At 53.5% G+C, this 18,519-nt stretch carries 16 protein-coding genes; 5 read left to right on the plus strand and 11 right to left on the minus strand.

The window, feature by feature from the left end; translation table 11 throughout:
* Window positions 1-46: 46 nt before the first annotated feature.
* Together ACHZBS_RS11490 and ACHZBS_RS11495 are read left to right on the plus strand one after the other, a co-directional pair.
* Window positions 47-547 (plus strand): molybdenum cofactor biosynthesis protein B, encoded by a 501-nt coding sequence (locus ACHZBS_RS11490; protein ID WP_319406649.1) that lies wholly within the window; start codon window positions 47-49, stop codon window positions 545-547.
* 23 nt (window positions 548-570) lie between these two features.
* Window positions 571-933 (plus strand): nucleotide pyrophosphohydrolase, encoded by a 363-nt coding sequence (locus ACHZBS_RS11495; RefSeq protein ID WP_319406650.1) that lies wholly within the window; start codon window positions 571-573, stop codon window positions 931-933.
* Between the two features lie 265 nt (window positions 934-1,198).
* Here ACHZBS_RS11495 and pabB read toward each other — a convergent pair whose 3' ends face one another.
* The 11 genes from pabB to hisI all read right to left on the minus strand — a co-directional run bounded on the left by pabB (window position 1,199) and on the right by hisI (window position 12,623).
* A complete protein-coding gene (gene pabB, locus ACHZBS_RS11500; protein ID WP_319406651.1) occupies window positions 1,199-3,478 on the minus strand; it encodes an aminodeoxychorismate synthase component I in 2,280 nt (759 codons plus the stop codon).
* Entirely contained in the window at window positions 3,475-4,155 is a 681-nt protein-coding gene (locus tag ACHZBS_RS11505; RefSeq protein ID WP_319406652.1) for an aminodeoxychorismate/anthranilate synthase component II, read from the minus strand. Before ACHZBS_RS11505 ends, pabB begins: the two co-directional genes overlap by 4 nt.
* A gap of 202 nt (window positions 4,156-4,357) precedes the next feature.
* The gene (locus ACHZBS_RS11510; protein ID WP_319406653.1) at window positions 4,358-5,845 is read right to left on the minus strand and encodes a response regulator; all 1,488 of its coding nucleotides are present in this window, start codon (window positions 5,843-5,845) and stop codon (window positions 4,358-4,360) included.
* The gene (locus ACHZBS_RS11515; RefSeq protein ID WP_319406654.1) at window positions 5,829-7,325 is read right to left on the minus strand and encodes an ATP-binding protein; all 1,497 of its coding nucleotides are present in this window, start codon (window positions 7,323-7,325) and stop codon (window positions 5,829-5,831) included. Before ACHZBS_RS11515 ends, ACHZBS_RS11510 begins: the two co-directional genes overlap by 17 nt.
* Window positions 7,326-7,496: 171 nt before the next feature.
* On the minus strand, window positions 7,497-7,796 hold the full coding sequence (locus ACHZBS_RS11520) for an HNH endonuclease (RefSeq protein WP_319406655.1): 300 nt from the start codon (window positions 7,794-7,796) through the stop codon (window positions 7,497-7,499).
* Window positions 7,793-8,674 (minus strand): hypothetical protein, encoded by an 882-nt coding sequence (locus tag ACHZBS_RS11525; protein ID WP_319406656.1) that lies wholly within the window; start codon window positions 8,672-8,674, stop codon window positions 7,793-7,795. Before ACHZBS_RS11525 ends, ACHZBS_RS11520 begins: the two co-directional genes overlap by 4 nt.
* Window positions 8,674-9,573 (minus strand): GTPase Era, encoded by a 900-nt coding sequence (gene era / locus ACHZBS_RS11530; RefSeq protein WP_319406657.1) that lies wholly within the window; start codon window positions 9,571-9,573, stop codon window positions 8,674-8,676. The genes ACHZBS_RS11525 and era overlap by 1 nt, the downstream gene beginning before the upstream one ends.
* Window positions 9,566-10,168, minus strand: coding sequence for a ribosome biogenesis GTP-binding protein YihA/YsxC (gene yihA, locus ACHZBS_RS11535; RefSeq protein WP_319406658.1), 603 nt, complete (start codon window positions 10,166-10,168; stop codon window positions 9,566-9,568). Before yihA ends, era begins: the two co-directional genes overlap by 8 nt.
* A 15-nt stretch (window positions 10,169-10,183) precedes the next feature.
* Entirely contained in the window at window positions 10,184-11,326 is a 1,143-nt protein-coding gene (locus tag ACHZBS_RS11540) for a pyridoxal phosphate-dependent aminotransferase (protein WP_319406659.1), read from the minus strand.
* A gap of 47 nt (window positions 11,327-11,373) precedes the next feature.
* Window positions 11,374-12,249, minus strand: coding sequence for an ATP phosphoribosyltransferase (hisG, locus tag ACHZBS_RS11545; RefSeq protein ID WP_319406660.1), 876 nt, complete (start codon window positions 12,247-12,249; stop codon window positions 11,374-11,376).
* Entirely contained in the window at window positions 12,246-12,623 is a 378-nt protein-coding gene (hisI, locus tag ACHZBS_RS11550; RefSeq protein ID WP_319406661.1) for a phosphoribosyl-AMP cyclohydrolase, read from the minus strand. The genes hisG and hisI overlap by 4 nt, the downstream gene beginning before the upstream one ends.
* A gap of 370 nt (window positions 12,624-12,993) precedes the next feature.
* Here hisI and ACHZBS_RS11555 point away from each other — a divergent pair, with 370 nt between their 5' ends.
* The 3 genes from ACHZBS_RS11555 to ACHZBS_RS11565 all read left to right on the plus strand — a co-directional run bounded on the left by ACHZBS_RS11555 (window position 12,994) and on the right by ACHZBS_RS11565 (window position 18,512).
* Window positions 12,994-15,303 carry a PBP1A family penicillin-binding protein gene (locus ACHZBS_RS11555; RefSeq protein WP_319406662.1) on the plus strand — a complete coding sequence of 770 codons (2,310 nt, stop codon included), beginning with the start codon at window positions 12,994-12,996 and terminating at the stop codon, window positions 15,301-15,303.
* Between the two features lie 111 nt (window positions 15,304-15,414).
* A complete protein-coding gene (locus ACHZBS_RS11560; RefSeq protein ID WP_319406663.1) occupies window positions 15,415-17,877 on the plus strand; it encodes a PAS domain S-box protein in 2,463 nt (820 codons plus the stop codon).
* The gene (locus tag ACHZBS_RS11565) at window positions 17,874-18,512 is read left to right on the plus strand and encodes a response regulator transcription factor (protein WP_319406664.1); all 639 of its coding nucleotides are present in this window, start codon (window positions 17,874-17,876) and stop codon (window positions 18,510-18,512) included. Before ACHZBS_RS11560 ends, ACHZBS_RS11565 begins: the two co-directional genes overlap by 4 nt.
* Window positions 18,513-18,519 lie beyond the last annotated feature (7 nt).

Consider the following 18,519-nt stretch of genomic DNA (forward strand, 5'->3'; position numbering starts at 1 on the left):
CAGAAAAAGCTATTTCTGGCAACCATTCAGACAAGGCAGAAGAATTATGGGCGTACACCAGCATCGACAAGCGGCACCGACATCGGTTGATATGGGTATCCTCTCAGTTTCAACCACCCGGACGATTGAAAACGACGAGAGCGGACTGTGGATTGCCCGGCAGGCCAAAAAAGAGGGGCACCAGGTCCGGTTTCACCAGGTGGTCACCGACGACATCACCATCATCCGCGATGCCTCATTAAAAGCCATCCGGGACCACGGGCTGCTGGCCCTGCTGGTCACCGGCGGCACCGGCATTACGCCGACAGATGTAACCATCGAAGCCATCAAACCCCTGTTTACCAAGGAGATGACCGCCTTCGGAGCCATCTTCGCTCAGCTCAGCTACGAAGAGATCGATTCCGCCGCCATCCTCTCCCGCGCAGCAGCCGGCGTTATCGGCAGCACCGTGGTCTACTGCATGCCCGGCAGCACAAAAGCCTGCCAGCTGGCCTGCAAGGCGCTGATTTTTCCTGAGCTGGGGCATGTGGTGGCCCATATTAAATAGAGCCCCTCCAAGTAAGGACGACGATGAACGCTCCGGAAAAACCCATAAAAGCACCGCTGACCGTGAATGAGCTTCAGGCAACCGTGGATCGCTGGATCAAAACCTTCGGTGTGCGTTATTTCTCCGAAATGACCAACCTGGCCGTACTCATGGAAGAAGTCGGAGAACTGGCCCGGTTAATTTCCCGGACCTATGGGGAACAAAGCTTCAAGGGTAAAAATATTGCAACTGATCTTGGCGACGAACTCGCCGACGTGCTCTTCGTTCTCGTCTGCATCGCCAACCAGACCGGAGTGAACCTGGAAACCGCCATATCAAAAAACCTGCAAAAGAAAACGGCCCGGGACAACCAGCGCCATCGGAACAATCCGAAGTTGAAGCCTTAACCTATATTCCCTGGTTGCCATTTCGCAAAGGGTTTTGCGCTGCATGCCCGTAAGCTTACAAAAAGGCGAGTTGTCAAAAGTCGTATCCCGGTTCTCAACCACCAGAACCATGGCGTTCGGGCTGAGCGAGTGGGTGTGCCAGATCGGTTTTTTAACATTGTAAGTCGTGTGAGGCGCCATGGGTTGCGCGTAGATCTCCGAAATCGAATCATCATCGCCTTTTCCCACAAACAGGATGCACCGGCCCCGAAGCAGCACGAACATTTCATCGTAGGCCATCGCCACTCTCCGCTAAACTAAAAAGACGGCTGTTAAGGACTGCCGTCAAAGCCCGGTCGAATTTCAAAGGCCGGTTGTCCAGGCTCAATGCCGGCACGGCTCCCATAAGGGCATTGGTTAACAGCACCATGTCGGCATCCAGGACCGCATCCGGGCTGACCGACCGCTCCTCAATTGAAAAGCCCAATCCATGAAAGCATTGGCAAACCGCATCCTGCATCACTCCGGACAGTACGTGAGAAGACCAGGGGCGGATCACTGTCTTTCCCGACAGCACCAGAATACTTGCTGTATTGGTTTCAGAAAGCGTGCCGTCCGGATTCAGGATCACGGCCTCGTCCGCGCCTTGCTCCTGTGCCCAAGCACCGGCCTGATGGTAGTATAAATAATTCAATGTCTTATGGTCTGCCAGGGGGGACGATCGCCGGTGTGGGTAGGTTGCCAGTCTTAATCCGGCCGCCTCCAAAATCGACAACCGCTGGGTATACGGCCGAGCAGTCACCAGTAGGGTGCCATTATTTCGGGAGCCGTTTCCATCGCCCCGGGTAGCAAGAATTTTGATCGCAGCCGTTGCATCGCCCAATCCATTTTTCTCGACGACCTGAACGATAATATCCTTCCAGGTCAGGTCCGGCGGTACATCGCCAAACAAGGCTGCCCAGCTCCGGTTGAACCGATTCAGGTGCGCCTGCAAATGGCAGGCAATCCCCTTTTCCACGCGCATCGTCTCGAAAATACCGAATCCGTATTGCAGTCCCAAGTCGGAGACAGGCAGGACGGCCTGTTCCTGGCGGACTAACCGCCCGTCCTGCCACATCCAGGGGCCTGAACCGGTTACAGTCAGCGGCTTTTCCGCCGCGTCCTGAAACACCGTCATCAGCGTGCGTCCCTTGTGGAGGGTTTCTTGATACTCGTCTTCGGGGTCGGAGTCATAGACGATGCCACCCCCCACCGAAAATACAAGCCGGTCGCCGATAATGGTCGCGGTTCGGATGGCGATGGACAGGTCCATAGTGTCGTGAAAACTGACGTACCCGATGGATCCGGTGTAGACATGGCGGCGACGGGTTTCCAACTCGTCGATGATCTCCATGGACCGAATCTTGGGACAACCGGTAATCGAACCGCCGGGAAAGGTGGCCCGGATCAGGTCCACGGAATCCTTTCCCTCGGCCAGCGTTCCCTCCACCACGGAAACCAGGTGGTAGACATTCTGGTAAGCTTCCAGACGCTTGTGCTGGGCCACAACCACCGATCCCTTTGCACACACCTTGCCGATGTCGTTTCGCAGCAGATCCACAATCATGGAAAGCTCGGCATCATCCTTGGGGCTGTTGGCCAGTGCGGCCTTCATCTCCCGGTCGGCCTTCGGCGTTTCCCCCCGTGGACGAGTGCCTTTGATGGGACGGGTCTCCACCCGGCTGCCGTTGCGCAGCATAAACCGCTCCGGCGACGTGGAAACGATTTGATGATCGCCGGCATTGACGTAAGCGAAAAAAGGGGCGGGATTCATCTGATAGAGGGTCTGGAAAAGGTGGTAACTGTCACCCCGAAAGCTCATTTCGAACCGATGGGACAAGTTTACCTGGTAAACGTCCCCGGCGGCAATGTAATCCCGGATCCGTTGCACCGAGGTTAAATAACCGGTTCGGGTGAAGTTGGATTTCAGTGACTGCCCGTTTCCTGAAAACTCGCCGTTTGATGGTGGCGGGGACTTCAAGGCTTGCAGGAAAGCGTCTATCTCTGCACTCACTGCCCCGACAGCCTGACCCTGGCGAACCGGTGCATGAACCTCGGTCGTTCCGTTGATTCGGTCATGTACGACTATCAAGGATGGGGCGAACAAGCAAAGCTGGGGAAGCCCAAGGTCGTCTATGGTGGTTCGGGGTAGGACTTCCAGGTCGTCTTTCAGATCGTAAGCCAGATATCCGAAAAGGCCTGCGGAAACTGGACCCGCCGCATCACCAAGGCTCAAACGGCAGTTATCTAAAATCGTTCCCAAAACATCCAGCGGCGCTTGAGGAATCACATGATTCGCCCCATCGATGGTGACTGTCGTTTCCCCGGCCCGCCCGGTGAACATGAGCCAGGGGTGGATACCCATGATGTGATAGCGGGCGCAGTCCAAGGAGCCGCCGCTGAGCAGCACCACGGTACCCGGCTCGTGAGCGAAAGGGGCCGCCATGTCCGCAAAGGCTTCTTCCAGATAAACGGTCTTTGTCTTTATCCCGGCAATCCCGGACAAATAACGCTTCAACCGTTTCAACGAGCCCTCCCTTCGACGGTCTTCCTGCCGACCCTTTCCACGGGGAAAACGGGGTTGACCGCCCGCAGCGGTCCATCCGTCGCCAAGTCCTTTTTCAATGGACCCAGCCGCAGGAAGTTTTCAATCAGAGTGAACCCGAATTTCGTTAAAAAACTTTCCGGATGAAACTGCACGCCGTGAAGGGGAAACCGGTTGTGGGACAACCCCATGATCATGCCATCCGCGGTGCGCCCGGTAACCAAAAGATGCTGGTCGAGGGCCACGGCCGAGGGTTGCACCACGAGCGAATGGTACCGGGCCACGGTGAACGGGGAAGGTATTTGGGAAAAAAGAGTCTCTTGGCAATGATAAACCAGGCTGGTTTGACCATGTCTGGGCGCGGTCGCCCGAACGGTGCTACCGCCGAAAACTTCGTTGATGCACTGCATACCCAGGCAGACCCCTAAGATGGGGGTCGTTCGATAAAAAGTCTGGATCAGCGCATTGGAAATACCGGCGTGAATCGGGTCCCTGGGCCCCGGGCTGATGAGCACATAATCCGGTCGCTCACCGGCCACCCGGTCAAGGGTAATCCGGTCGCTGCGATGAACCTGAATGGAGAGGTCGTAATTCATGAACATCTGCACCAGGTTGTAGGTGAATGAATCATAGTTGTCGATCACGAGTAGCTTGGCCATGACTGCCTCCTGGATCGTATCTTTATGATTTAGGATACCGGCACAAAAAAAACAGCCACCCCGGTTGAGCCTGGGTGGCTGATGCCTGTTGCATAACTCAATAATCGTCGTACCCGATTGGGCGGACGCTTGATTTGTTTTTCAATTCTCAGTAGCGGATATGACCGAATCGGTCAAGTAAAATGACGCCCTATGCCGTATCTTAATCCACTGGCAACAAAACCGTAAAGGTAGTTCCCTTGTCAGGAACACTCTCAACACTGATCTGGCCCTTTAAAGCCTCCACCAGCCCCTTGACGATGGGCAGCCCCAACCCGGTGCCGGTGATGAAACGGGTCTTGTCGTTCTTCACGCGGAAAAACCGGTCGAAGATCTTATCCAGGTAGCGAGCTTCGATACCGAAGCCGTTGTCGATCACCCGGACACGCAGATTGATGCCGGTAATATCCGCCTTGACCACAATCTCGCCCCCGTTTTGGGTGTAGTTGATGGAATTGGTGATCAGGTTTCCGAAGATGCTTTCAAGTGCCAGCGGATCGGCTTTAATGGTGGGCAGTGGTTCTTCCGGCAAGTCTATGGAGAGTTTCTGCGCCTTGGTTCTGGCCCGGGTGCCAAGAAAGTCGACAATGTTGCTCAACAGATCTTCCAGCTGAACCGGTTTGGGCTCCTGGCAGGTGGTTCCGGATTCAATACGTGAAAGATCCAGCAGGTCGCCGATGGTTGAAATCAGGCCCTGGGTTTTTTCCTTGGCCCGGGAGATCAGGTGTTCTTCAGATTCGCTGAGCTGCCCCATCAGATCGTTGAGCACAAGCGCCAACTGCTCGTGGATAGTGGACAACGGGCTTCTGAGTTCATGGGAAACCTTGGCTACGAATTCGGACTTAAGCCGGTCCAGCACTTTCATGTTTGTGATATCGATAACAGTGACCACCGCGCCCAGGCACTCTTTGCGCTCTCCCAAGACCGGCCGGCCGCGAGCCATGAGAAACCGATCGCTGCCTATGGAAAATTCGTATGTGGGGATATCGTCAAAATCCACATGCCGGCCACTGGATATTTCCACAATCAGCCGGCATAAGCCTTCGTCGGGAATATATGCCGAAATCTGCCCGCCGGCAGTGGTGTCCACGTCTCGAGCCAGAATCCGGCAAAAGGCCGGGTTCACCAATACCACCTGGCCGTCGACATTGGTCACCACGATACCGTTGGGAATAGAATCGATGATGGTATGGATTCTGCTTTTTTCTGTTCCCAAATCTGCGAGGGTCCGTCGCCGCGCGACTTCCAGCTTCGCCGCTTCATTTTTTAACCATATTTTTTCCCGGGCACGGTTGATCACAATTCTCAGCTGATCCGGCTCGAAGGGTTTGGGAATAAAATCGTAGGCACCCCGTTTCATGGCCTCGATAGCGGTTTCAATGGTAGCAAAGCCGGTGATGACGATAACCAGAATCTCCCGGTCCAGGTCTTGTATCCGTTTAAGCACCTCCATGCCGTCGATGCCGGGCATTTTCAAATCCAACAGCACGATGGCCACATCGGTCCGCCCGACAATGGCAAGCCCCTCTTCACCGTTTTTGGCCGTCAGTGCGTGGCATCCCATGCGGCTTATGATCCGCTCCGACCCGTCCCGGATGCCCTTTTCATCATCTACTACCAGAACGGTTACGGGATCAGGCGTGCTCTGCATGTTCGGCTCCTTTTTCGGTTTCACGGGTGATGGGAAGCTCGATAGTGAACGTACTTCCGCGGCCGGGAATGCTTCTGGCGGTAATGGTTCCGCCGTGGTTTCCAACGATGCCGTAAACAACGCTCAGCCCTAAGCCGGTTCCTTTGCCCTCTTCCTTGGTGGTAAAAAAAGGCTCGAAGATATGTTCCAGATCTTCCGGGGATATTCCCGGGCCGGTGTCGGAAAATTCGATTATCACCCGATCCTTGGTGGCTGAGTCCCGGGTGCTGATGGTGATAGTGCCATTGCCGTCCATCGCCTGGGCTGCATTAATAATGATGTTCATGAACACATGGCCCATCTGTTGTGTATCTGCCAACACCGGAGGAACGAAGGGCGCCATCTTTTTTTTAAAGGTGATGTTGTGGAACAGGGTCTGGTTTTCGATGAGAAAAAGCGTCCGGTCGATCGATTTGTTGATGTTCAGCGGCTTCATGAATTGGCGTGTCTGTCGGGCAAACTCAAGCAGTTCCTTGACGGTGTCCCTACACCGTTGAGCGTCTTTTAAAATCCGGTAGAGATCCTCCTTGGCATTATTCTCCAGATCATAATCTTCCAACATTAGCTTGGTGTAAAGCGTGATTCCGCCCAGCGGATTGTTCAACTGGTGAGCCACCCCGGCAGACAATTTTCCCAGTGAGGCCATTTTTTCGGACTGGATGAGCTGGAGTTGGGTTTTCTCCAGTTTCTGCTGAATATGGATGCGCTCTCTCAGATCATGGAAAAAGCCGATGGATCCGGCTTCTTTGCCCTGTTCGTCGTAGATGATCGAGGCATAAAGGCTGATGGGTATTTTCTCTCCGTTTTTTCCAATTGCCTTGATCCGGTATTTTTTCAGTTTTCCTTTTCCGCCATATTCATCGCTTCTAAGGTTACGCATCACCTCTCTAGCGCCGTCTCCTTCATATATCGATCTGATATTGAGGTGATCGAGCGCCGCTTCCACGCTATGCCCGGTTACCTCAGCGGCGGCATCGTTGAAAATGATGATCTTTCCGGTCGAGTCGGCGGCAATCACACCGTCGCACGCGCTTTGGAGCAAGTTATACAAAAAACTATTGGCACGCCGCAGTTCTTCCTCCAGGCCCTCCAGCGCCGGAAGCTCGAAGTTGAAAATCGTCAACACTTCCCGCCCATCCTCGTCCACAATGGGGTAGGCGTAAAGGCAGGATCTTTTTTGTTTACTCAAGGAGCTTGGCGAAATATCCCGCAGGGAGGGCTTTCCCGTCAGCACGACTTTTTTGGCCGGGCAGTTGTAGCAGGGTTCGGGGCGGTTGAAAAACAACTCATGGCAGCATTTTCCCGATGGCGACGCCCCATCAATGCGGGCGTCAACGCCGGCAGAAGCCAGGATGCGAAAATCCTTGGAAATTACGACCATCTTTCGTTTAAACGCATCCAGCGCTTTGAGCAGCAGGTTCTGCTCTTTATCGGTGCGCATCAGACCTCCCGGGGTTTAGGTTCCGGAACCACTCATGGTCGAGCGATTAAAAGATAGTTTCATAATGTTGTCAACAGCTATACAAGGAAAATGGTTGACAATTTATCACTGCGGCAGCGATGGCTGGGCTGGGAGGGCGACGCCCATCGTCATGGCTTCGGCCGTTATCGGTTATGGCAAGACTTGAAACGTGTGAAGGTATTCTTCCCATTCCATGGGAAGCAATTGTTTTTTCTTGTTGTTGCAGGATTTGCAAGCCGGAACGACATTGCCTTTGGTACTTTTCCCCCCTCTGGACAACGGGACGATGTGATCCATGGTCAGATCTGCTGCTGGCAGTCGGCTGCCGCAGTAATGGCAACGGCCTTTGGCGCATCGCCGTTTCCACCACTGGGATTGTCTCAGCTCCCGGGCTTTTTGGCGTTCCCGATTGAGATCATTCTGGTCCAGATCATAAGCGTAGGGATTCATAGTATCTCCCTGGCGGCCATTGCCATCGATGACCGGTTAACGATCAGCCCCAGATCGGCCAGCCAGTTATTAATCTCCGCCTGCAGCATCGTGTAAAAACGGGCCGAGCCTCCCAGGCCGGTTCTGCCGAAGAAGTAGTTGATCTCCAGAAACAGCGGCTGCGGGGCCTTCTTTGCGCTCCCGGATTCGTCGAAAATAAAATCGAACCCGGCCAGGTTGATTCGCGTTTGCTGGCAGAAGCTGCGGGTCAGGGCCATAGCCTTCCGGCGAAGATTCGGATCTGCCTCGGTGTCGATACGCGCTCCTTTGGCCAAACTGGTGCCAAAAATACTGGGATTGTCCTGAATTCTCCAGTAAGCGACCCGTGTCTTTCCGATCACGGCAACCCGCAGCGTCCGCTTTGAACCCAAGACAGCGGTTTGAATAATAAATCCTCGCTGGCCGGACTGCTCATATGCCGACGCCGTTGACATGGCAAGCGCCAGATCGTTGTTGGACCGGATCAGAAAGACGGTGTCCCCCTCTCCCCCCCAATCCAGCTTGAAAACAATTGGAAAGCCGGCATTAGCGACCACTTCGCCACAATTCTGGAAGTGCTTCAGGTCATCAAAGACCCAAGTGCGGGGATGAGGAGCATCCAGTGCCTGAAAAAGCTTGGTCTGGCCTGTTTTGCCTGGATAGTGGAACCGCGCATCATAGTCGGGAAAGACATGGGGGCAGTTTTGCCTGGCCATGCGGTAAAGCGCTTCCCGGCATCCCTGGGGCAAAACGACGGCATCGGCGGCACGGATGGCCGACAGGTCTTTTTCATCCGGTTCCCTGCCGGCACAAAGCATGTTGCGGTCGGCTTCATAGCAGGGATGATAAGAAAGAATCATCAGTATCCGAACTTGCGCAGCGCCTTGGTGTCCTTGGTCCAGTTTTTCTGCACTCGGACAAAGAGTTTGAGAAAAACTTTCGTTCCCAGCATTTCTTCAATCGCCAGCCTGGCCGCCTCGCCGATCTGCTTGAGTTTGGCTCCCTGCCGGCCGATAACGATGCCCTTTTGGGATTCCCGCTCAACGTGGATGGAGGCATGAATCCGAATCAGCGCCCCCTCTTTTTCCTCCTTGAAGGAATCAATGGTGACAGCCACTGCATAAGGAATTTCCTGGCCGGTAAGCCGGAAAGCCTTTTCCCGGATCATTTCCGCGGCAATGAACCGCATCGGCAGGTCCGTCAGGCTGTCGGGGGGAAAAAGGGGCGGTCCGGCAGGAAGAGAGGCATCCATGGCATCCATCAACCGATCCACCTGTTCTCCGTTTTTCGCGCTGATGGGGACGATGGTCGCAAAAGGAAAGGCTCCGGACCAGCGTTCGATCTGCGATAGCAGGGCCGACCGCTTGACCTGGTCGATTTTGTTGAGGGCCACCAATACCGGGAGTCGTTGATCGGAAAGCTTGCCAATCAGCAGTCGTTCCGACGGTTCGTCCGGGATCTGCGCATCCGCCACCAGAAGAATAAGATCTACTTCCGACAAGGTAGACAGAGCCGTCTCGACGATCCGTGCATTGAGCGGGTTCTTGGTCCGGTGAATACCAGGGGTGTCCAGAAAAACCATCTGAGATCCGGTCCGGTGAACCACACCTAAAATCCGGTTGCGCGTCGTCTGGGGCTTGTGGGATGTAATCGATATCTTCTGGCCCAGCATACGGTTGAGCAGGGTGGACTTTCCCGCATTGGGTGCGCCCAGAATAGCCACAAAGCCGGATCTGAAGGATTGGTTTTGGTCAATCATGTTCGCGGTGTTCATCAAAGACGGCCCTTTCTATGGCCGACCAGACCTCCGGCCTGCCCAGCCGCGTCTTGGCGGAAAAAAGAATCAGGGCGGCTTCATCCACACCCAGGGTGGTGCCGATGGCCTGTCGCTGTTTTTTCTGAACGGATTTGGACAGCTTGTCGGCCTTGGTCAACACCAGGATGGGCGTACGGTGGTAGAGTTCCAGCCAGTCGATGAAGTTTTGTTCTTCAACACCCGGGGTCCTGCGAACATCTAAGATCAAGGCCACCGCTTTCAGTGTCTCCCGCCCTTTCAGATAGGTCTCGATCATGGGTCCCCAATTGCGCGTCACCGATGCGGGAACCTTGGCATAGCCATATCCGGGCAGATCCACCAGTGAAATGCAGTCGTTGACCGTAAAAAAATTGATCAGCTGCGTTCGACCGGGGATGGAACTGGTTTTAACCAGTCGCTTTCTGTTTACCAGGGTGTTGATCAACGAAGATTTTCCCACGTTGGAGCGACCGGCGAACGCCACCTCCGGGTGCAGGGCCTCGGGATATTGGGGCGGTTTGACCGCGCTGGTGACAAATGCTGCCGATTTAACAATCATGTCACTGCCCCCGGTTCATGAGCGGGCCTTAAGATAGGCCTTTAGGCGGTCCATGCCTTCGGCAATATTTTCCATGGAGTTGGCGTAGGAGAAGCGCAGGTATCCCTCTCCATGCTGGCCGAAATCGATACCCGGCGCCACCCCCACGCAGGCTTTTTCCAGAATATCGAAAGCCAGGGCATAGGAGTCCTCGGAGATGTGTCGGGCGTTGGCGAACACGTAGAATGCGCCGGTGGGTTCCACGGTAATGCCCAGCCCCATTTCTCTCAACCGCCGAATCATGAATTGCCGACGCTCGTTGTAAATTCGCTTCATGCGGGCTACATCGGCTCCAGCATCCTTCAACGCCGCGACACCCGCTTTCTGGATCATGGCATTGGCCGAAATGAAAAAGTTCTGCTGCACCTTTTGGATGGGACGGATAAATTCCTTTGGCGCAATAAGGTAGCCCAACCGCAGGCCGGTCATGGCAAATAGTTTGGAAAAACCGTTGAGTACGAAGGCCCGGTCGGTGAACTCGAGGATCGAATGCTCTTTTCCTTCATAAACCAACCCGTGGTAGATTTCATCGGAAACGATCCAGGGATGCATACCGGCGATAGCTTCCATGCGCCCTTTGGAGAGCAGGTTGCCCGTGGGATTGGACGGTGAGTTGATGAAAATCGCCCGGGTGCGGTCCGAGAGCTTTTCTTCGATGGCCTCAGGGCGGTATTGGAATCCGTCCTCCTCGAAGACCGGCACTCTCACCGGCTCTCCGCCGACGAACTTGATGAAGTTGGGATAGCAGGCGTAATGGGGGTCGGAGAGAATCACCGGGTCTCCAGGTTCCAGTAGGGCGGCGAAGGTCATGAAAATGGCCGGCGAACTTCCGGAGGTGACCACCACCTGGCCCGGATCCACGGAGACGCCATAGGTTTCATGATAGTATTCGCAGATGGCTTCGCGCAACTCCAGCATGCCCAGGCTGTGGGTGTAATGGGTGAATCCATCCGTCAGGGCTTTACAGGCCGCGGCTTTTATGCATTCCGGCGTATCGAAATCGGGCTCCCCCACTTCCAGATGGACAATGTTCTTGCCTTCGCATTCTAGCGCGCATGCCCGTTCCAGCACATCCATGACAATAAAAGATGTCATCTCTTCCGTGCGTTTCGATGCCATGGACTTCTCCGTTTTTTTGGCGCCGACCGTGTTTCTCGGGCGACGCGTTAAAGCACCTTGTTAAGCGGATATTCGATGATGCCTTCAGCCCCGTTTTTCAGCAGCACGGGAATCAGATCCCTCACCACGCCGGTGCCGACAACGGTTTCTACGGAAAACCAGTCGGACTGGTAAAGGGAGGCAACGGTGGGGGCATTGAGGCTGGGCAGCAGCGTCACCACCCGCTCCAGCTTATCATGGGGTACGTTCATTTTTATTCCCACCATCTTTTCACCCAGCAGTGCCCCTTTGAGCAATAAAGCGATCTGTTCGATCTTCTCCCGCTTGTGCTGATCTTCCCACGCCTGTCGATTCGTTATCAGTTGGGTGTTGGTTTGCATGAGCTCGTGGATGATACGTAAGCCGTGGGCCTTGATAGTGCTGCCGGTTTCAGTGACCTCCACCACGGCGTCAGCCAGGCCGGACACCACTTTGGCTTCCGTGGCACCCCAAGAAAACTCCACTTTTACGGAGATGCCGCGCTCGTCAAAATAGCGTTTGGTAAAAGCCACCAGCTCAGTGGCAATTTTCTTGCCCTTCAAATCCTCAAGGGATTTAATCGGCGAATCGTAGGGCGCAGCCAACACCCAACGAGCCGGACGGGCGCTGACCTTGGAATAGATCAGGTCTTCTACTACAATGACATCGGAGCTGTTTTCGGCAATCCAGTCCTTACCTGTGAGACCGGCATCCAGAGTGCCGCTTTCCACATAACGGGACATTTCCTGGGCCCGGCAGATGGCACATTCGATGGTGTCATCGTTGATTTCAGGAAAATAGCTCCGATCGTTGACATTAATATTCCAACCGGAACGTTTGAAAAGAGCAAAAGTGGCATTCTGCAGGCTTCCCTTGGGAATACCCAGTTTCAGGGGCGTCGTCATTCTTTATAAACCTCCTTAGGATCGAAAACCGGCTGCCCTGTGGTAACCAGGGCGCCGTCTTCCACACGCTTAAAAAAACAGCTGGCATAACCAGTGTGGCAGGCTGCCCCCCCCACCTGTTCCACCTTCAACAATACAGTGTCGTCGTCGCAATCCACCCGGATTTCCTTGACATGCTGTATATGACCTGAGGTAAGTCCCTTCACCCACAGGGTGTCGCGGGTCCGGCTGTAATAGGTGGCTCGTCGTGTCCTCAGGGTCGCTTCCCAGGCCGCCGGGTTCATAAAGGCCAGCATGAGCACCTCTCCTGTTTTTACGTCCTGGGCAATAGCGGGTACCAAGCCCCCCATTTTTTCAAAATTCAGTTCGATCATTCGTTTTCACTCCTCCGGTAAACGCCATCGGACTCTTTTCATTTTTAAAATCCGCATCATCCGCGGTTTACTAATAATTCACGTAAAACCGGATTATCTAACCACATCACCTGCGGGAGTCAATCCCTTTTTTTCGCAACTGCGGGATAATCTTGCGAAAAATTATTTACTTTGTTAGGGTGGTGCGGTTAGTTCCTTCGGACTCGGACCAAGGGGGTTCGTTGGGACAACCGATGCAAAGACCAAAACAAGAGCAGATGATTCCAATTCGACTATGTCCAAAGAAAAAAGCGCTTCTCAGATTCTGAAAAAAAGAGCTCGCCGCCAACCGGGAGCAATCATTGGCCGCATAGCCAAATGGTCGCTGCTAATGGCCCTCATTTTAATGTTCATGGGGGCCACAGCCATGGTGGGGGTCTATTTTTATTTGAGCGACGACCTGCCGAAAATAACCTCTCTGACAGATTATCATCCATCTATCATAACCACGGTCTATTCGGACGATAACCGTAAAATTGCCGAGTTTTACAAGGAACGGCGCATCGTGGTGCCCTTGTCCAAAATTCCCATCCAGCTCCAGCAGGCCTTTATCGCTGCTGAAGATTCCCGATTTTACAAACACCAGGGCATCGATTTTTTTAGTATTATTCGGGCCTTCATTAAAAATATCGAGGCCGGTACCATCGTCCAGGGAGGCAGCACCATCACCCAGCAGGTCACCAAATCATTCCTGCTCACCCCAGAGCGAAGTTACGAGCGAAAGATCAAAGAGGCCATTTTGGCCTATCGGATCGACAAGACCTTCACGAAAGAAGAAATCCTTTACCTCTATCTGAACCAGATCTACCTGGGCCACGGCGCCTATGGTGTTGAAGCCGCAGCGGAAAATTACTTCGGCAAATCGGTCAGTGAACTAAATCTGGCGGAATGTGCCATTCTGGCTGGACTGCCCCAGGCGCCCAGCCGATACTCGCCGTTCCGGTTTCCCGAGCGAGCCAAGCAGCGGCAGATCTATGTGCTGAACCGGATGCTGGCCGAAGGTTTTATCAATAACTCCGAAGTGACTGAAGCCATTGATGTGAAGATGGACATTAAACCGCGCCGGAATTGGTACATTGAAGAGGTGCCGATATACACAGAACACATCCGGCGGTACGTCGAAAAAAAATATGGTGAGGACGCCCTGTACACCCAGGGGCTCAAGATTTATGCGGCCGTGAATATCGAAATGCAGCAGGCCGCCCGACAGGAGGTCGAAAAAGGCCTCCGCGAACTGGACCGCCGGCTTGGATATCGGGGGCCGGAATCCACGATTACCCCCGAGGAAATTGAAAGTTTCAGCGATGAACTCCAAGCATTATTGCAGGAAACCCCGCTGGCCGAAGGGTTGTCGACCAAAGGCGTGGTCATCGATGTAAATGACAAAGCGGGGACAGCCACCATTCGCATGGGCGACGCACGCGGGGTGATTTCAGTTGAGGACATACACTGGGCGCGAAAACCCAATCCGAACTTGGCTTTTTACCAGGCCCAGGTCAGAAAGATGAGCCAGGTGCTGAAAACCGGAGATGTAATTCTGGTGCGGTTGCTAAAAAAAAGGACGTCCGGAGATCTGTGGGACGTTTCATTGGACCAAGTCCCCGATGCCCAGAGTGCACTGTTGTGCATCGAAGCGGAAACCGGCCTGGTAAAGGTCATGGTCGGAGGGCGCGACTTCATGGAGAGTCAGTTCAACCGAGCCATTCAGTCCCGTCGCCAACCCGGTTCCGCCTTTAAACCCATCATTTACGCCGCAGCGCTGGACAAGGGCTTTACTGCAGCTACGGAGATCATCGACGCCCCCATCGTCTTCAAAGACGAGGTCAATGATTTCACCTGGAAACCTAAAAACTACGGAAAGAAGTTTTACGGACCCACCTTGCTTCGCGAGGCCCTGACCAAATCACGCAACGTCGTTACCATTAAAATTCTTCAGGAAATTGGCATCGACTATTGCATCGACTATGCCCGAAAGTTGGGCATCGAATCAGACCTGGCCCGGGATCTCTCTATCGCCTTGGGATCTTCAGGGGTGTCACTTTTAGAGCTGGTCAACGCCTATGCCGTTTTCGCCAACCAGGGCTATCTAGTGGAGCCCGCTTTCATCACCAAAATCGAAGACCGCTTTGGAAATATCCTGGAAGAGATGAACCCGTCCCGGGAAAGAGTGATCGACAAAAGTACCGCCTATATCATGACCAGCCTGCTTGAAAGTGTGGTGAAAGAGGGTACCGGCAAGCGGGTCAAGGCATTGAACCGACCGGTGGCCGGAAAAACCGGAACGACCAATGACCTTCAGGATGCCTGGTTTGTAGGCTACACGCCTCGGTTCATCTCCGGCGTCTGGGTAGGATACGACAACGGACGAACGTTGGGCAAGGGGGAGACAGGCTCTCGAACCGCCAGCCCGATCTGGCTGGGTTTCATGGATAAGGTGTTGAAAGACAAACCGGTGCGCATGTTTCAGGTCCCCGAGGGTGTTGTTTTTGCGAAGATCGATGCGGAGACCGGCCTATTACCCATTCCAGAATCCCGAAAAACCCTTTTCGAATGTTTTAAAGAAGGCACCGTTCCAACCGAATACACCAAAAAACCGGATACCATCGTGGATGCCGATTCATTTTTCAAGTCCGATATGTAACCGTGACACCCCGTTGTCTTCAATCATCCGGATCTGCCTTACCGTCGTTGTTGATCGTTTTCAACCACGCTTACCGTCCGTCAAAATCCATCAGCAGGCTGGGCCTTATCGATGAAGCTACGTTCTATTCTTCGGGTGCTCTCTTTGGTGGCCTTCCTCTCCGCCAGCGTTGCCGGCTATTTGTACTATAGCACCTTAAAAGAATACGCCTTTCAGGAAGCGGAGCGCAATGCCCTGGATCGGCTGCAGGCCACCAAAAAGAACCTGTCTGCTTTTTTCTCCGAAAACATCAAACCCGCACGGGTTCTGGCGCGAATGCCCCCCTTGGTTGATGTCCTGCTTCACCCAGAGCCGCAAACCTTGAAAGCAGCCAACACCCTGCTGGACCTTTTTAAAAAGGCCTTAGATGTTGAGGTCTGTTACCTTATGGATAGCCGGGGAAATACTATTGCTTCGTCGAATCGAAACGATCCAGACAGCTTCGTAGGTATGAATTTTTCCTTCCGCCCCTATTTTCAAGATGCCATGCAGGGGCTTCCAGCCAGTTACCTGGCGCTGGGCACCACTTCGCGAAAACGGGGTGCCTACTACAGCTACCCGGTTTACCGGAAAAATTCCGACACACCCTTGGGCATTGCCGTCATCAAGGCATCCATTTTTTTCGTGGAACAGGAACTGACTCCGGAAGAAACCAGCATCCAACTGGTGGTGGACCCCCAAGGGATGATTTTTATCTCCAGTCGCTCCGAATGGCTCTACCAACTCTTGTGGCCGTTGCAGCCAGACAAAATCAGGCAGTTACGGCAAACCAGGCAGTTCGGCAACGGTCCCTGGCACTGGACGGGGCTCCGAAAAAAAGGGGACAAAGAAGTTATTGATTCTTCAGGAAAACCATATCTTTTTCACCAAATATCAGTCGACAACTACCCTGGCTGGAAAATTGTCCATCTATACGACTTAAAAACCGCATCCAAATTGGTTTCCGAACCTTTGTTAAAAATCATCCGGCCGGTCATCATCATCCTTTGCGTGTTACTGGGAGCATCAATTTTCTTCCTCTACCGCCAGGCCAGCCTGGAAATCGCCAGACGCCGTACCGTGGAACAGGCGCTTCGAAAAAGCGAAGAACGATACCGCTCACTATACCACCATACCCCGGCCATGCTCCACTCCATCGATAAAAATGGAATCCTGGTCAGTGTCAGCAATTACTGGTCCGATGCTCTCGGATACACACGAGAAGAAGTTATTGGCAAAAAACTTACTGATTATCTTGCTCCGGTTTCCCGTAAATTTGCCGAGGAAAAAATAATTCCCACTTTTTTCAAAAAGGGCTTTATTAAAGATGTTCCCTATCAGTTTATCAAGAAAAACGAAGAGATTATCGACGTTCAGATTTCCGCCATCATTGATCGTGATGAGCAACAAAAGACATTTAGGTCCCTTGCTGTATCCATAGACGTCACCGAACGAAACAAAGCCGAGCGCGCGCTGCAGGAAGCAAAGGAGGCGCTCAGCAGCTATTCCAAGGACCTGGAGAGTCTGGTACGTAAACGCACCCGTGAAATTTCGGGAATTCTCCAGTACACGCCTGCTGTGGTCTATATCAAGGACGCCGATGGCAAATATACCATGGTCAACTCAAGGTTCGAAGGGCTGTTCGGTATCCGTTCTTCAGAAGTTCGCGGGAAAACCGATAGAGCTTTTCTCGCGCCGGATATCGCCGACCAGTTCTTTAAAAATGATGAACGGGTCCTTCGCGAAAAGCAGTCCATTCAGGTTGAAGAAAGCATTGTAATCGACGAGGAAACACATACCTTTCTGAGTACGAAATTTCCTCTCTACGATGGCAAGCGTCGGGTGACAGGCGTTTGTGGCATTGCCACTGACATCACCGCACTCAAAAAAGCCCAGGAAAGATTACGGCGCCTATCTGCCGGCATCATGACCGGCCAAGAAAAAGAGCGTGCCTACCTCGCCCGCGAACTTCACGATGAACTAGGGCAAGTGCTTACCGCGCTTCGCATGGAAGCGGTCTGGATTCGCAATCGCGTTAAAAAAATCGACCCGACCGCCTCGGCCCGTGCATTGACAATGTGCGAACTCATCGATACAACCATTGAAGAGGTTCGTGGTCTGGCTATCCGTTTGCGACCGGGCGTATTAGATCATTTGGGCTTAGTGGAAGCAATTGAATGGTATACTGCTGATTTCGAAAAGCGATACGATGTCACCTGTGTTTTTGAACACGACGACGGTCCGGAAATTCGCGGCAATATCGCAACAGCAGCCTACCGCATATCCCAGGAGGCGTTGACCAATGTTGCCCGCCACGCATCAGCGACCCGCGCCAAGGTAACCCTGTCGTTTGACAATGGCAATTTGACGCTCACCATTAGGGATAACGGAAAAGGCTTCGAACCGGAAGCCTTGGGTGAAACCGATGGCCTGGGTATGGCAAATATGAGAGAACGCGCCAACCTAGTCGGAGGCTTTTTCAATGTTCAGTCCAGACCCGAGGGAGGAACTCGGATCTGCTTCACGGTAGCCCTAACAGAAAGCTCACCACCATGATCAGGGTTCTTCTTGCCGATGACCACAGCATTGTTCGCGCCGGACTCCGTCGAATCGTTGAAGAGAGCGGAGACATAGAAGTGGTCGCCGAAGCGTCGGATGGCCGGCAGGCAGTACTAGCCGTACGCAAAGAGAAGCCGGATGTGGCGGTGATAGATATTTCCATGCCTGTTTTAGACGGTTTGGAAGTAATCACCCAGCTCAATAGTGAATTCCCGGAGGTGCCCATTCTGGTGCTAACCATGCACGAGGAACATCAGTATGTGGTTCGGGCCATCGAAACAGGCGCCATGGGGTATATCACTAAACAAAGCGCACCGGAGCAGCTGGTCAAAGCCATTCGTAAAGTCCATTCCGGATCTTTGTTTTTAACGGACGAGGCAGCTGAAGCATTAGCCCTTCGGGTCGCCAAGGGCAACCGGACCCAAAGCCCACTGGACTCCCTTTCCACCCGGGAGCTGCAGGTACTTAGACGCCTTGCCTTGGGTAACAGCAACCGGGAAATCGCCTCGGCCTATCACATCAGCATCAAAACGGTGGATACCTATCGATTCCGTTTGCTGAAAAAATTAAACCTGCGCAACAACGCCGACCTGTCCCGCTTTGCCATCCAGAACAACCTCATCGAAACCTGACCTAACT

The organism is uncultured Desulfosarcina sp., from assembly GCF_963664155.2.
Lineage (GTDB): Bacteria > Desulfobacterota > Desulfobacteria > Desulfobacterales > Desulfosarcinaceae > Desulfosarcina.

What these genes read in the sequence shown, in the direction of transcription:
- hisG (WP_319406660.1), bottom strand. Translation starts at nt 12,249, where the DNA reads ATGACGACGCCCCTGAAACTGGGTATTCCCAAGGGAAGCCTGCAGAAT.
- yihA (WP_319406658.1), bottom strand. Translation starts at nt 10,168, where the DNA reads ATGATTGTTAAATCGGCAGCATTTGTCACCAGCGCGGTCAAACCGCCC.
- ACHZBS_RS11555 (WP_319406662.1), top strand. Translation starts at nt 12,994, where the DNA reads ATGGCCCTCATTTTAATGTTCATGGGGGCCACAGCCATGGTGGGGGTC.
- era (WP_319406657.1), bottom strand. Translation starts at nt 9,573, where the DNA reads ATGATTGACCAAAACCAATCCTTCAGATCCGGCTTTGTGGCTATTCTG.
- ACHZBS_RS11495 (WP_319406650.1), top strand. Translation starts at nt 571, where the DNA reads ATGAACGCTCCGGAAAAACCCATAAAAGCACCGCTGACCGTGAATGAG.
- ACHZBS_RS11515 (WP_319406654.1), bottom strand. Translation starts at nt 7,325, where the DNA reads ATGCGCACCGATAAAGAGCAGAACCTGCTGCTCAAAGCGCTGGATGCG.
- ACHZBS_RS11510 (WP_319406653.1), bottom strand. Translation starts at nt 5,845, where the DNA reads ATGCAGAGCACGCCTGATCCCGTAACCGTTCTGGTAGTAGATGATGAA.
- ACHZBS_RS11560 (WP_319406663.1), top strand. Translation starts at nt 15,415, where the DNA reads ATGAAGCTACGTTCTATTCTTCGGGTGCTCTCTTTGGTGGCCTTCCTC.
- ACHZBS_RS11490 (WP_319406649.1), top strand. Translation starts at nt 47, where the DNA reads ATGGGCGTACACCAGCATCGACAAGCGGCACCGACATCGGTTGATATG.
- ACHZBS_RS11565 (WP_319406664.1), top strand. Translation starts at nt 17,874, where the DNA reads ATGATCAGGGTTCTTCTTGCCGATGACCACAGCATTGTTCGCGCCGGA.
- ACHZBS_RS11505 (WP_319406652.1), bottom strand. Translation starts at nt 4,155, where the DNA reads ATGGCCAAGCTACTCGTGATCGACAACTATGATTCATTCACCTACAAC.
- hisI (WP_319406661.1), bottom strand. Translation starts at nt 12,623, where the DNA reads ATGATCGAACTGAATTTTGAAAAAATGGGGGGCTTGGTACCCGCTATT.
- ACHZBS_RS11520 (WP_319406655.1), bottom strand. Translation starts at nt 7,796, where the DNA reads ATGAATCCCTACGCTTATGATCTGGACCAGAATGATCTCAATCGGGAA.
- ACHZBS_RS11540 (WP_319406659.1), bottom strand. Translation starts at nt 11,326, where the DNA reads ATGGCATCGAAACGCACGGAAGAGATGACATCTTTTATTGTCATGGAT.
- ACHZBS_RS11525 (WP_319406656.1), bottom strand. Translation starts at nt 8,674, where the DNA reads ATGATTCTTTCTTATCATCCCTGCTATGAAGCCGACCGCAACATGCTT.